Origin of the sequence: Pseudobutyrivibrio sp. AR14 (genome assembly GCF_900101325.1) — a bacterium.
Taxonomy (GTDB): domain Bacteria; phylum Bacillota; class Clostridia; order Lachnospirales; family Lachnospiraceae; genus Pseudobutyrivibrio.
In genome coordinates, this window is sequence record NZ_FMUY01000022.1 from 1 (window position 1) to 13,117 (window position 13,117).

At 38.5% G+C, this 13,117-nt stretch carries 14 protein-coding genes; 10 read left to right on the top strand and 4 right to left on the bottom strand.

The genetic code is table 11. The features are described from left to right. The 5 genes from BLP50_RS13400 to BLP50_RS13415 all read left to right on the top strand — a co-directional run. Window positions 1-2,676, top strand: a 2,676-nt coding sequence (locus BLP50_RS13400) for a carbohydrate-binding protein (RefSeq protein WP_143001152.1), incomplete at its 5' end; no start/stop codon positions are given. A 338-nt stretch (window positions 2,677-3,014) separates the two neighbouring features. Next, complete coding sequence (locus tag BLP50_RS13405; protein ID WP_090155638.1) at window positions 3,015-3,473, top strand: hypothetical protein; 459 nt, start codon at window positions 3,015-3,017, stop codon at window positions 3,471-3,473. A 42-nt stretch (window positions 3,474-3,515) separates the two neighbouring features. Continuing rightward, entirely contained in the window at window positions 3,516-3,689 is a 174-nt protein-coding gene (locus BLP50_RS14375) for a hypothetical protein (protein WP_176753785.1), read from the top strand. 79 nt (window positions 3,690-3,768) lie between these two features. Then, window positions 3,769-4,083, top strand: coding sequence for a hypothetical protein (locus BLP50_RS14380; protein ID WP_090155640.1), 315 nt, complete (start codon window positions 3,769-3,771; stop codon window positions 4,081-4,083). 123 nt (window positions 4,084-4,206) lie between these two features. Next, window positions 4,207-4,683 carry a nucleotidyltransferase domain-containing protein gene (locus BLP50_RS13415; protein ID WP_090155642.1) on the top strand — a complete coding sequence of 159 codons (477 nt, stop codon included), beginning with the start codon at window positions 4,207-4,209 and terminating at the stop codon, window positions 4,681-4,683. A 161-nt stretch (window positions 4,684-4,844) separates the two neighbouring features. On the opposite strand, the gene BLP50_RS13420 is transcribed toward BLP50_RS13415, so the two are convergent. Further along, window positions 4,845-5,747, bottom strand: coding sequence for a nucleotidyl transferase AbiEii/AbiGii toxin family protein (locus BLP50_RS13420; protein WP_090155644.1), 903 nt, complete (start codon window positions 5,745-5,747; stop codon window positions 4,845-4,847). After that, entirely contained in the window at window positions 5,731-6,357 is a 627-nt protein-coding gene (locus BLP50_RS13425; RefSeq protein WP_090155646.1) for a DUF6088 family protein, read from the bottom strand. The genes BLP50_RS13420 and BLP50_RS13425 overlap by 17 nt, the downstream gene beginning before the upstream one ends. Before the next feature lie 203 nt (window positions 6,358-6,560). Between BLP50_RS13425 and BLP50_RS13430 the strand changes: the two genes are divergently transcribed. Next, complete coding sequence (locus tag BLP50_RS13430) at window positions 6,561-6,737, top strand: antitoxin VbhA family protein (RefSeq protein WP_242869285.1); 177 nt, start codon at window positions 6,561-6,563, stop codon at window positions 6,735-6,737. A gap of 256 nt (window positions 6,738-6,993) precedes the next feature. Here the strand turns inward: BLP50_RS13430 and BLP50_RS13435 are convergent, their stop codons facing one another. Then, window positions 6,994-7,905, bottom strand: coding sequence for a DMT family transporter (locus tag BLP50_RS13435; protein WP_090155648.1), 912 nt, complete (start codon window positions 7,903-7,905; stop codon window positions 6,994-6,996). A 145-nt stretch (window positions 7,906-8,050) separates the two neighbouring features. Here BLP50_RS13435 and BLP50_RS13440 point away from each other — a divergent pair, with 145 nt between their 5' ends. Then, window positions 8,051-8,602, top strand: a complete 552-nt coding sequence (locus BLP50_RS13440) for a TetR/AcrR family transcriptional regulator (RefSeq protein ID WP_090155650.1) — start codon at window positions 8,051-8,053, stop codon at window positions 8,600-8,602. A gap of 43 nt (window positions 8,603-8,645) precedes the next feature. On the opposite strand, the gene BLP50_RS13445 is transcribed toward BLP50_RS13440, so the two are convergent. Beyond that, on the bottom strand, window positions 8,646-9,608 hold the full coding sequence (locus BLP50_RS13445; RefSeq protein WP_090155652.1) for a putative ABC transporter permease: 963 nt from the start codon (window positions 9,606-9,608) through the stop codon (window positions 8,646-8,648). Window positions 9,609-9,930: 322 nt separating this feature from the next. Here BLP50_RS13445 and BLP50_RS13450 point away from each other — a divergent pair, with 322 nt between their 5' ends. From BLP50_RS13450 to BLP50_RS13460, 3 genes are read left to right on the top strand one after another with little or no spacing between them, the layout of a single operon-like run. Next, window positions 9,931-10,230 carry a nucleoside triphosphate pyrophosphohydrolase gene (locus BLP50_RS13450; RefSeq protein WP_090155654.1) on the top strand — a complete coding sequence of 100 codons (300 nt, stop codon included), beginning with the start codon at window positions 9,931-9,933 and terminating at the stop codon, window positions 10,228-10,230. Beyond that, window positions 10,227-11,345 carry an HNH endonuclease domain-containing protein gene (locus BLP50_RS13455; RefSeq protein WP_330386096.1) on the top strand — a complete coding sequence of 373 codons (1,119 nt, stop codon included), beginning with the start codon at window positions 10,227-10,229 and terminating at the stop codon, window positions 11,343-11,345. The genes BLP50_RS13450 and BLP50_RS13455 overlap by 4 nt, the downstream gene beginning before the upstream one ends. Before the next feature lie 20 nt (window positions 11,346-11,365). Further along, the gene (locus BLP50_RS13460; protein WP_090155656.1) at window positions 11,366-13,117 is read left to right on the top strand and encodes a DUF2075 domain-containing protein; all 1,752 of its coding nucleotides are present in this window, start codon (window positions 11,366-11,368) and stop codon (window positions 13,115-13,117) included.

Sequence of the window (13,117 nt, forward strand, 5' to 3'; positions counted from 1 at the left end):
GCTACAGATCTTACAAGTGCAATGGTTACACCTTCAAAGGATAAGGTTGTAATCAATGAAAATGGTAGCGTTACTGTACAGAACGTTGATTTCTCACAGGGCGTTTCAAGTATTAATGCATACGCTCAGTCTTCAAAGCCAGGTGTCAGCTTGAATGTTTACATTGACGATGCAGCGACTCCAGCAGGAACAGCAACAGTTGGTCCAAGCATTACAAATGCAACTGCAATCAATGTTTCATCAGCTATCACAGGTGTACACAAGGTACGCTTCGAGGCTAAGGGCGGTTCTGTAACACTCGATGGATGGCAGGCTGTTGCATCAGGTGAAGAACCACCAGTAGTAGAGCCACCAGTAGGTGATACAGTAAATCCATACAGCGCAGTTGAAGCAGAAAGCGCAGCTTCAACAGATATGAGCGGCGCAATGGTTACACCTAAGAAGGATGCTGTAAGTCTTTCACAGGCTAATTCATATGTTGCATACAAGAATGTAAACTTCGCTCAGGGTGTAGCAGAGTTTAATGCAAATGTTTCTGCAGGCTCAGCAGCAATGCTTGAGGTCAGACTTGACTCAGCTACAGGCGATAAGGTAGCAGCATTTAGACTAAGCCAAAATAGTACAATTGAGACTAAGACAGCTAAGGCAACTGCAGCTATTACAGGAACACATGATGTTTACTTTGTAGTTGCAGCAGGCTCAGGTATTACACTTGATTCATGGACAGCAAAAGCTGCAGAAGGTGAAGAGCCACCAGTAGTAGAGCCTCCAGTTGAAGGAGCAATCAACCCATATGCAAAGGTTGAGGCAGAGATTGCTACTGCAGAGCAGCTTACAAATGCAATGATTGTACCATCTAAGGATAAGGTTGTAATCAATGAAAATGGTTATGTCCTTGTACAGAATATTGATTTCTCTAAGGGCGTTTCAGCATTCAATGTATATGCTCAGTCTTCAAAGCCAATGGTAAGCCTTAATGTATACATTGACGATGCACAGACTCCAGCAGGAACAGTAACAATTGGCACAGATATCACAAAGCCAACTACAATCACTGTTTCAACAGATATCACAGGTGTACACTATGTATACTTCGAAGCAAAGGGAGGTTCAGTAACACTTGATGGATGGCAGGCAGCTGCAGCAGGCGACCAGCCACCAGTAGAGCCACCAGTAGGCGATACAGTAGATCCATACCGTACAAATCAGGCCGAAAACGCAGCTGCAACTGATATGAGTGGCGCAATGGTTACTCCTAAGAAGGATGCTGTAAGTCTTGCACAGGCTAACTCATATGTTGCAATCAAAAATGTAGACTTCGCTAAGGGCGTAGAAGAGTTTAATGTAAATGTTTCTGCAAGTACAGCAGCAATGCTTGAGGTCAGACTCGATTCAGCTACAGGCGACAAGGTTGCAGCATTTAGACTAAGCCAAAATAGTACAATTGAGACTAAGACAACTAAGGCACTTGCTAACGTTACAGGAACACATGATGTGTACTTTGTAGTTGCAGCAGGATCAGGTATTACACTTGATTCATGGTCAGCAACAGCTCCAGGAGGTGGGGTAGTAGTACCACCAGTAGGCGATACAATCAATCCTTATGCAAAGGTTGAGGCAGAGATTGCTACTCCAGAGCAGCTTACAAGCGCTATGATTGCACCATCAAAGGATAAAGTAGTCATCAACGAAAATGGTTATGTCCTTGTACAGAACATTGATTTCTCAGAGGGCGTTTCAGCATTCAACGTATATGTTCAGGCATCTAAGCCAAAGGTAAGCATGAATGTATATATTGATGATTCAAAGACTCCAGCAGGAACAGTAGCTGTTGGTACAGATATCACTAAGCCAGTGACAATCAACGTTTCATCAGACATTACAGGCGTACACTATGTATACTTCGAGGCAAAGGGTGGCCCGGTAACATTTGATGGATGGCAGGCAGCTAAAGCAGGAGAGCAGCCACCAGTAAATCCACCTGCAACAAATGTAGATCCATATAGCAGCGTTGATGCTACAACAGCGTCAGTACTTAGCGGTGCATTAGTTACACCAAGCAAGACTGCTGTAAATATTACTCCAAATGGTTCTGCAGGAACTCAAAACGTCAACTTCTCAGATGGCGTTTCACAATTTGTAATTACAGCATCTTCAACTTCTACAGGCAAGATTGAGGTTAGATTAAATTCAGCTTCTGGTCCTCTTCTTGGCTCAGCAACAATTAGTGGTGATTCAAAAGAATATACTATTACAGCTTCTAAGAACATTACTGGAAAGCAGACTATTTACTTTGTAAATTCTGGTTCTGGTATCGTGAATGTATATTCATGGAAGGCTACAGCTTATTCAGAGCCAATAGTTAACCCAGATCCTCCTGTAGTTCAGACAGGCATGGATCTTACCTATACAATCAACAGCTGGACAGATGGATATCAGGTAAGCTTCAAGGTTACCAACAAGTCCGGAAGTACCAAGAATAGCTGGAAGGTAAAGGTAAAGAAGAGTGATATTAATCTTACTCAGAGCTGGTGCGTAAATGTTTCACAGGAAGGTGATTACTATGTATTCACACCTATGTCATGGAACTCAACACTTACAAACGGCCAGACTACAGAGTTTGGTATCATTGGAAGGGGTCAAGTAGGCAGCACAATTAACTATATAGTTGAGTAAAGCTTAAAAATTTAGAAGGTGTCTGATTCCCATTGGGGGTCAGGCACCTTTTTTGCTTTTTATGGGACCATCCCTAGCAGCTCGTTCCACTCGCAGGTCTGCCCGAGCTCCACAGACCACTCGCTGGCGCGAGCAAGGAGGGATTGGAAATCGGCTTCGCCGATGGGAAAAAAGTATACCTCTTTACATAATCTAAAAATGATGATATATTATCACAATCAAATGCACATAGTGCATCCGACCAATTCGGTCATATTTTCCATTTTTATTTATAGTTATACATTTATTTTAAAAGAGAGTTATGAAAGTGGTTAAGTATCTTTTCATGTTAGTATTCTATGATTATCTTTGGGCACTATGCATTTGAAATATATTTTCAAGGAGGTAGTGCGTTTGAAGATGTATGTAATGAGGATGATAGCATAAGGCTAAATGATGGCGCGAAGAGAATTTTCATCAATACGCATGGTCAAAACAAGGAAGACGTATCCCCTGAATTTATTGCGCTCATGCGATTTATCGAATATAATGAAGGCGTAGAAACACAAGAAGAATCAGCTCCCAATCTGGCTAAGATACAAAATCGCGTAGCTCAGATTAAGGCGAGCGAGGAAGTAGGTGTTAAGTTTATGCAGAGATGGGAAGAAGAAGCAATAATTAAACACGATGCTAAAGAAGAAGAACGCCTTTCTTCTATTCGTAACATCATGAACAATCTTAAATTAACAGCCGAGGAAGCTATGAAAGCATTAAACATTCCAGAAGCTGACTATGGAAAATACAAAGCAATGTTATAAACTACTAGAGCGATGCCACGTGCGTCGCTCTTATTTATATGTATGAGAGGGACTGAAGCATACATTGTATCCAGCATTCTAAAAGAAAGAGGAATTAAAATCTGGGTAGAAGGCTATGTGATGCTCTTAGGAGATAATAGTCCTGTTGATGACAAGATGATTCTTAGGAATATAAGTGAAATAGATTACGCTATCCATGAGTCTACGGAGCGCTAGAAGAATTCGGCATGAGGGATAATCATTTTGAAGAGGACGAGCAGTTCCCTGATGGAATGTTTAAGTTTGAGAAAAGATTATGATAATTATGGGACCATCCCTAGCAGCTCGTTCCACTCGCAGGTCTGCCCGAGCTCCACAGACCACTCGCTGCGCGAGCAAGGAGGGATTGGAAATCGGCTTCGCCGATGTGTATAATTTAATAACAGAAAGGAGCATTTATATGCAGATTGATTCAATGAGAGATTTAAAGAATATAGTAGAAATAGAGCGTACTATTCGAAGAATCGACGAGGCGAGTCAAGTCAATAAAGGTATTGATGATTATGAAGCTGGAAGACTGGTTGACGGACCAAAAGTACTTGCGAAATTGAGGGATAAGCATGGCATTTAAAAAAATATAACTAGAAAAAAGCACAATATTTGCACTTTCTAAAAATAAAAAAGTGCAGAAATTGCACTTTTAATCTGGGGAAAGTGCAAAAAGATGGTATAATCCTTTTAGGAGGTCAGAACTATGGTTGATTCTTTAAAAGAGATTAGAAAATCAATAGGCTATACACAGAGCCAAGCGGCAGATTATTTGAAAGTCTCACTGCGCTCATATAAGTCTTATGAAACTGAACCACAAAAGAGCAATTCAATTAAGTATTTATACCTGGTAGAAACACTAGGAAAGCTTAATACTATTGATGAGACTCACGGGATACTAGATATAAATGGCATAAAAGAAAAGTGTAAAAAAGTCTTTAAGGATTATAAAATTGAGTATTGTTATCTCTTTGGCTCATATGCAAAGGGAAAAGCAAAAGAGGATAGTGATATAGATTTGCTTATTTCATCAACTGTGAAGGGACTGAAATTTTATGGCTTGGTTGAAAAATTGAGCAATACCTTGCATAAAAAGATTGATCTCTTGGACAAAGACCAGTTGGTGGCTAATCCAGAATTATTGGATGAAGTTTTAAAGGATGGAATCAAGATTTATGGATAATGAGAAATAATAGAGTAATGAGTAAAAGCGCAGTGCCAGGCTATTGTCCTCTGTGGTATTCTCATTACTCTTTTTATTTACATAAGAATTCTATTATTGGTTATGATAAAAAGGAGGGATTGGAAATCGGCTTCGCCGATGGAAAGTTCCTGACCCTATTACTAAAAAATATCATTTGTAAATTGCAATATAAATGACTTCACGTCTTGGTATGAGATTTCATCAGATATAAGGTTTTTTGTGGTGCGCTCGTAATCATCTGCGTAAAAATCCTTACCACAAAAGTCTTTGATTGTTGCAGCAATATCAACACTAGGGTCGGCAGAAGGAGCTACGTTATCTTTGATTTCTAACCTATGCTGGCGAACCTCAGTGACAAGAGATTTGAAATTGTCATTTACTGAAACTTGTTGTCCAAGCTTATAAATGTCATATAGATGACGCGAGTTTCTGGCAGCTTTATTTTGAATGTAGTAATCGCATAAAGCAAATAGCTTATCTATTAATGTTCTTTCTAGAGACTGCACCTGCATTGGAAATGGCAGAAGATTATATTCTCCAATTAATTCAGGTTCATCATCTTTTAAGGCGGTATAAATATAATTTCCTATCATTCTCTCTTCAGTTGGAAAAGCATATGACATTAGGGCAGTTTCCAGTTTTACATATGTTGTCAAAAAAGGATTCTCTACTATAGAGCTATATGCAAAATCGTAGTGATTGTAATCATTATTGCTTTCGATAGAATCCCAGTTTGCTATTGTAAATCCAAGCTTATCTGCAATTGATTTTAAGATATCATATTTAAGATTTTTTCTTCTGCTCTTTCCTAAATGCTCAGTGAATGTAATATCAATATCTTCTGAAAAACGATCTATTATTCCAAAGGCCTTTGAAAGAGAAGTGCCGCCTTTAAAGCAGATAGGATAATCACATAAAGATAGTTCTTTAAGGATTATTGTTACATAGTAATCCTTCTCTATGATGTCCTGTGCTTGGCCCATCTTTTCTGCAGTAAGGGCGATAATATCGCCAAATAATTCTTTATCATTGTGCAAGTACATTGTCTAACCTCAATTCATAATAAAATTTGAATGCTGTGAGCGGGAATTTCCTTATATATTCATCAACATCGCTTCTTTTTATGTTATGTGATTCAATAAATTTCAAAAAGCATTGTCTGGCTTCCTCATAATCATAATCTAAATATGAGTCTAAATCAGACAGTAGATACAGCATTTGTAATATATAAACATTATCATCGGTGACGGTTGTAAGTGGCTTCTTCACTTTAAATTTTCTGTTGCCTATGATGACATCCCTTGGAGCAGAGTTGGTATTATTACTTACTATCTCAACTACGTGGGGAACCTGAGTAGAGATACCAATCTGATTTGCAAATGTATTTCCAGTATAAAAGCCATCAATCTTGCCATTCTTGACTATAAACCTGTATTTCGCAACTGTATCCGCTGTTGGCCCAACTGCTGATTTAAGTCTGGTTTTCTTAGGCATGTAGTAAATGCCATTATCATACTTAACAAGCAAGCCTTTTTTGCATAGTGTTGTAAGCTGCTGGGTAAGAGCAGATTTAGAAATGGTGCCATCGTATATATCTGAGAAGAAAATTGGCTCACCTTCTTTATAGTTGTCTTTTATGTAGTTGTATATCATATCATCACCACCTTAACGAAATATATAGTAAAACATAATCTGTTAAGCTTATTTTAACATGGATTGCGAATTTGTCAAAGAAAAGTGCATATCAAAATTGCAATGGAGTCAGGCACTTATATTTTGGGTAATTACTTAAAGCCTTTAGGCCCATGTAAAAAGCTAAAATATGATACAATATATTCAAGAAGGAGGCGATATCTATGACTAACGCAGAAGCTTGGGATTACGCTATTGGTATGATTAAAGTTGATGGTCTAGAACCAACAGCAGCGTTTAAAGAATATATAGAAAAAGAAAAACGCGGAGAAATCACAATGGACGATGCCAAGCGTTTTTTGGATAAGAAATATAAGATGAAGGAGACTACAAATGCGTGACCCTTATCTTTATGAATATGTTGCGTATAATGCCTTCTTTTCAGATGGAAATGATTTTAGTAAGAAGGAATATTTGCAAAAAATTGTGTATGATGCTTTTGAACTTTAACAGAATCAAAATATAAAAAGAATGAGAAGATAACATCGGCAGAGCTCTGCTGGTGTTTTTTATTTATATGAGAGTACAATGTCTAGTTTCAACTCATAATAGATTTTAAAGACAGATAATAGATAGGTGTCTGATTCCCATTGGGAATCAGGCACCTTTGCTATTCCTACGGAATACCTCCTTAAGCGGCTTATCCTGTGAGGACAGCCATGCGCCAATAATCATCAGGATGAGGGCAGCAATAAAAAGCATGCCTGGAATCTCACGGAAAATCAGCAGGGAGAGAATGACACCTATGAAGGGCGCTACGGCATAGTAGGCGCTGGTGCGGGCGGCACCGAGGATTCTCTGGGCATAGACATAAAAGAATATGCTGAGTCCGTAAGCCACGAATCCAAGCAGGAGAACCACTGGTACTGCCCAAGGGTGAAGGATACGCTGGCCACAGATTAGTCCGATAATGATGGAACCGGTTCCACAGAAAAGGCCTTTTATCATAACAATCTGAAGCGGATTCTTGGCTGAAAGCTTCCTGGTGCAATTGTTTTCTATGCCCCAGCAGAGACAGGCAAGCAGGACAAACAGGGAGCCCGAATTAAACTGAAGGCTTGATATGTCTTCCAGGGATAGAAGCAGGCAGGATGCGGTCACAAAAAGGATTCCAAGCCACAACCTAGGAGAGATTGCTTCTTTGAAAATGATGAGGGCTATCAGCGCTGTGGCAACGATCTCAAAGTTGTTAAGGAGTGATGCGTTGGCAGCGGATGTCATGGTGAGTCCCAATAGCAGAAAAATGGGTGCGGTGATATCCAGCAGAATCATAGCTACTATGTAAGGATGCTCACATTTGGTGAGGCGTTCTTCTGTTTCAGGGCGATTGGAAAGCTTTTTTATAAGGGCAATGATAAGCATTCCTATTCCGGCGCCAGCATAAAGAAATCCTGCCATCAGGGTTGATGGTAGATAATCCAGAAGAAGCTTTGAAAAAGGTGAGCTAAGGGAATAGAGTCCTGCAGCTAGCACCGCCAGGAATATTCCGTGTCTGATATTTGGTTTCAATTTATAACCTCCACGAACAAAGTGTGTGATAATGAACAAATTGTTTGATATAATCATAGGTGGTTGGAGTTAACCTCACAATAACCAGATGTGATATGTTGTTCGTTACTGAACAAATAAGATAATTTGTCCGGAGGTATATAATATGGATCGTAGACAGCAGAAGACTAGAAGTGCAATATTCCAGGCTTTCAATAAGCTGTTGGAAGAAAAGCATTTCAACAATATAACTGTTCAGGAGATATTGGACGAGGCAAATGTGGGCAGAAGCACATTCTACAGCCACTTTGAGACCAAGGATGAATTGCTTAAGGAAATGTGTACAGATATTTTCGACCATATCTTTTCCCATGAACTGCATTCAGAGACATCCCATGATTTTTCCCTATCAGACCACGGCCTTAAGGAAAAAATAACCCACCTTCTGTATCATCTGAAAGATAACAAGGGGAACGTGATTGGAATATTATCCGGGGAGAGCGGCGAACTGTTCATGCGATACTTTAAGGAATATCTGATTACGATGTTTGAACAGTATCCAAAAAGCGTAAGGACAGATGTACCCCGGGATTTTGCCTTGAATCATCTGGTAGGAAGCCTGGCGGAAGCAGTGAAATGGTGGATAGGAACGAAAATGGAGATGCCGCCGGAAGAACTGGCAGATAACTATTTGAAGCTGATAGGCTACAACAGATAGTTTTAATATAATCTTTGATTGTAGCCATTATCGTTCTTCCAACTTACCAACTGCGTTTTTCAAGTCTCAAACGCTCATGTTCGATTTCAGACATCAGGGTCTTCGCGGGAGCTGTTGCTGTACTTTCATCATATAGTAAACTAATAAGCTGATTTTGCTTCTCTATCAAATTGCTCTTTATGAAGCCTGTTGGCTCTAGGGTCTCCCTCAACTGCTCTTTTCCGGCCCTAATGCTTGCATCCCACTCAGCTTTGTTCTTTTCATACTGTTGATTCAGCTCATCCAGACGCTTTTCAGCTTCTAAGCGAAACTTCTCTGTCTCCAAACGGATTTCTTCCATTCTGGCTTTGACCTTTTCAGTACGATAGATTACGTCAGGATAGGCATTGGCAAATCTTCGATAAAAAATAGATCTGTCACTGAGTAATAATTTCACATCATTGCTTATGGCCTCTGTATTATCAGCCTCACTGGATTCAACTCCGATTTTCACAAGCTTTAATACAAAATGAGAAACGCTGTAGTCAGCAAGAAAAATAACAGAAAGACAACCGGCAATAATCTCCCTACTTACTAGACTTAGACTGTCGAAAAGCCCATATAAAAACGGATTAACAATATGTATAATGGCAACCCCACCTATTCCAAATAGTATCAAGTTACCAATCCAAACTCTGCCGTTTAGGTTCATTGGCTTTTGACTATAATCCCACCATCTGGCATGGAACTTTTTCTCCATAAAATAGCTGGCCATGTACTCAATCAAGCCACATACAATCAAAGATATAGCAAAGGTCGTTCCTATGCCTCTCTCCACTGGTGTGAGTCCTGCTACCGTGAGAGTTATCAGTGCAGCTCCACAACCATAAATGGGAAGCCATGGCCCAATTAGAAAACCTCTATTTATAAAACGACCAAACTGGCGATATTTCAGTGTTACCTCAATACACCATCCCACAAAAGAAAATACGAAGAATACCAATATCAGATTAATAGTGAAATCCATATATCTCCCTCCTATAGATGCTTTTTTATAGCTTTTATTATAGGCTCCTATTACCAGTAATATACAAGATATATATGAAAAATCTGTAATTAATAATTATGGGACCATCCCTAGCAGCTCGTTCCACTCGCAGGTCTGCCCGAGCTCCACAGACCACTCGCTACGCGAGCAAGGAGGGATTGGAAATCGGCTGGCGCCGATGGAGAGACTGCCCGGAGGGGCAGTCTTTTTTGCAAAAGAATCTACACTAAATGAAGTGTTTTCTTACTGAATATGCTATAATTTTCATTAGATTTGTAAATGAAAATTAGGGGAATTTTTTATGGGGAAATTAGTCAGGGACAGGATTCCAGAGATAATAATAGCTGATGGGAAAGAGCCTGTTGTTAGGACTCTTAATCAGGATGAGTATCTTAAGGAATTAGATATAAAACTGAATGAAGAAGTTGCAGAATATCAGATAGATAAGTCAATTGAAGAGATGGCTGATGTGCTTGAGGTTTTGTATGCAATTTGCGAAGCCAGAGGTCACTCCATTGAGGAACTAGAGGCTGTGCGCAAAGAGAAAAGTGATGCACGTGGAGCTTTTAAGAATCGTATTTATTGGGACGGTAACAAATGATGAATCTACCATATTCTGAGGAACTGCATATTGAAAATCTTAGTAGACTGTTTGACAACACCAGTGAGTGCTACAAGTTCTTTTGGTTTAAGGCAATTGTTGAGAAAGTAATTGCGGGGGAGACTGAGATATCATTTGAAGAACTTGTAGATGACATGATTGCTAGTGCTTGGTATATGGTTACCGAGTTTCATCTAAATTTGGGTCCAAAGGACACTCTTGAAAGTGTGGTAAAGCTTATAAAAGATAAAAATCCACACTTCAAATCTAGTATTAAAAAATCAGAGCTTTTAGCGTATTTATCAGAGACAAAAGATAAAGAGATAATTTCCAAAAAACGAACTTTAATATTGAATGTACCATATCGTCTTCAGGCGCCATTTGTGCCAGAGATAAAGGGGAAAGTATGGGATGTACCAAAGGAGGTATTGATTGAGAACATCAATAGGTCTAATAGGATTATGTACTATTTTCTTGGTATCAATGGTCTAGCTACCAGAATCGTAGTAAAGGATGAATGGGTTGATTATTTCATTAAAAATCAGGAAATAGTCAAGGGCTGGCTAGAATACAATATGATTCTCTATATCCAGAAGAGAAATCCTAGTGTACCAGGTATTGCAGATAAGCTATATCCACCGCAGGAGCGGAAGCTTGAGGATATTAAAAAGTATTGGAAGCTTATACTTACTATTGAGCCAGTGAAGGAAATATACGGTAAGAATACATTGACGGCTAAGGATATTTCCATAGACCATTTTGTTCCATGGTCATATGTAGCACATGATGAGATGTGGAATCTAAACCCAACTACAAAAAGTATTAACAGTGCAAAGAGTAATAACTTGCCTGACTGGGATATATACTTTAAGCGTCTAGCGAAGCTAGAGTATAAAGCATATCAGATGATGTGGAAATATGATTTGGTTCGTAAAGAATTTGAGAAATGTGCTAAAAAGCATATAAATGATGATAAAATAAAATATCGTATATACGAATCAAAAATTGGATTCGAACAGTTTGAAAGAGAATTGGAATCGGTAATACTTCCGGTATACAAGTCGGCACTTAATTGTGGATTTGGAACTTGGGAGTACAAAAAAATGGATGACTAATAATTGAAAGGCTTTTAGAGATGAGTGGAAAAGTGGCTACTCCAATAATCAGGGAGATAAAGGATAATCGTGATGAGTTAAAAACTCTCGAGGATGAATTATTATCAACTGCAGATGCTAAAACACAGGATATTATTATGAATTATCCAACTGTGTACATTCATAATTGGAAGAATACAGATGATTTTGAAGTATACGTGGGAGAATCAAATAATGTTTTTAGAAGGACTAGAGAGCACTATGATGAATCTACTAATAAAACTGCGTGGCAATATAAATTGCTAGAGAAGGATGCTAGTCTTTTTATTATTGGTCATGAGCATTTTAACAAATCATTGACACTTGATATAGAAAATCGATTGATGCATTACATGATGAGTATTGATCGAGTAAAGGAAGTACATAACGACAGAGGAAATCCACAATCAAAATATTATACATCAGATGAATTTGAAGAAATCTTTCGTAAAGTTTGGCGGGGTCTTAGAAAAAGAAATAAGGATTTATTTCCGACTGAAAGTGCTATAAAAGATTCAGCAATTTATAAAGCATCTCCACTGCATAAACTTACTCCTGAACAAGAAAGAGCAAGAGATCAAATTATAGCAAAGGTTGCCAGTGCGATAAATAAAGGCAAGACTAAGCAACTGATTTTTATAGAAGGAGAAGCGGGAACAGGTAAGACAGTACTTAATAGCAGTACTTTTTATGAACTGTATTGTAGGGCAGAGGAACATAAGGTAAAGATAAACTGTCATTTGTTGGTAAATCATGATGAGCAGATTACTGTATATGAGCAAATAGCTGATAAGCTCGGCCTTACAAAAGAATACGGAAAAATTGTTAGTAAACCTACAACATTTATTAATAATCATTCAGAATCTGACCCGGTGGATGTTGCCTTTATAGATGAAGCGCATTTGCTACTTACTCAAGGAAAACAATCATATAGGGGTTCGAATCAATTAAAGGATATAATTGATAGAGCAAGAGTTACAGTTGTAATGTTTGATGAGAATCAGATTCTTACTACTGAGCAATATTGGGAAGCCAAGGCTCTTGAGCAATACCGAAAAAAGGCTAAGAAAAATAATAACTATATTTTATTAGACAAGCAATTGAGAATGCATGCGGACTCTGCAACAATTGATTGGATTGATTCTTTTACAAAAAAGGGTGAGTTAAAGAAGATACCAAAATCATCTAAATATAGCGTAAAAGTTTTTGATTCACCAAAACAATTAGACCTAGAAATTAGAAAAAAGGCGAAGGATAAGGATTCAGCACTTTCAAGAGTAATAGCTACATATGATTGGGAATATAGTTCTATTCATAAGCCAGAAAAGCGATTAAAGAAATATTGGGAAGTGCTTATCGATGGATGGCATAAACCATGGAATAGAGAATTAGAATCAGATTTATCAAAGAAGGATAAGAAAGCGATAAAGGGGCTTTCGTGGGCCGAGCAACCACAGACAATTGGAGAGGTGGGGTCTACATTCACTATACAAGGTTTTGATTTGAATTATGCAGGTGTCATATTAGGACCTTCAGTGAAGTATAGAAATGGAAAAATAATAATTGACCCTTCTTGCAGTAAAAATCGCAAGGCAAAACAAAATAGAACATTGTCTAATGGTAAATCGAAAAAGTTTGGAGAAACTTTAATTCAACATGAGGTAAGAGTACTTATGACACGTGGCGTTGATGGCCTGTATATTTACGCCTGTGATAAAGAACTGCGAGAGGCGCTAATAGATGCCTCAAAATAA

Excerpts from the sequence above, each read along its gene's own strand:
- BLP50_RS13450 (WP_090155654.1), top strand. The coding sequence starts at position 9,931 with ATGGGGAAATTAGTCAGGGACAGGATTCCAGAGATAATAATAGCTGAT.
- BLP50_RS13415 (WP_090155642.1), top strand. The coding sequence starts at position 4,207 with ATGGTTGATTCTTTAAAAGAGATTAGAAAATCAATAGGCTATACACAG.
- BLP50_RS13430 (WP_242869285.1), top strand. The coding sequence starts at position 6,561 with ATGACTAACGCAGAAGCTTGGGATTACGCTATTGGTATGATTAAAGTT.
- BLP50_RS13405 (WP_090155638.1), top strand. The coding sequence starts at position 3,015 with ATGATTATCTTTGGGCACTATGCATTTGAAATATATTTTCAAGGAGGT.
- BLP50_RS14375 (WP_176753785.1), top strand. The coding sequence starts at position 3,516 with ATGAGAGGGACTGAAGCATACATTGTATCCAGCATTCTAAAAGAAAGA.
- BLP50_RS13455 (WP_330386096.1), top strand. The coding sequence starts at position 10,227 with ATGATGAATCTACCATATTCTGAGGAACTGCATATTGAAAATCTTAGT.
- BLP50_RS13420 (WP_090155644.1), bottom strand. The coding sequence starts at position 5,747 with ATGTACTTGCACAATGATAAAGAATTATTTGGCGATATTATCGCCCTT.
- BLP50_RS13460 (WP_090155656.1), top strand. The coding sequence starts at position 11,366 with ATGAGTGGAAAAGTGGCTACTCCAATAATCAGGGAGATAAAGGATAAT.
- BLP50_RS13425 (WP_090155646.1), bottom strand. The coding sequence starts at position 6,357 with ATGATATACAACTACATAAAAGACAACTATAAAGAAGGTGAGCCAATT.
- BLP50_RS13445 (WP_090155652.1), bottom strand. The coding sequence starts at position 9,608 with ATGGATTTCACTATTAATCTGATATTGGTATTCTTCGTATTTTCTTTT.
- BLP50_RS13440 (WP_090155650.1), top strand. The coding sequence starts at position 8,051 with ATGGATCGTAGACAGCAGAAGACTAGAAGTGCAATATTCCAGGCTTTC.
- BLP50_RS14380 (WP_090155640.1), top strand. The coding sequence starts at position 3,769 with ATGATAATTATGGGACCATCCCTAGCAGCTCGTTCCACTCGCAGGTCT.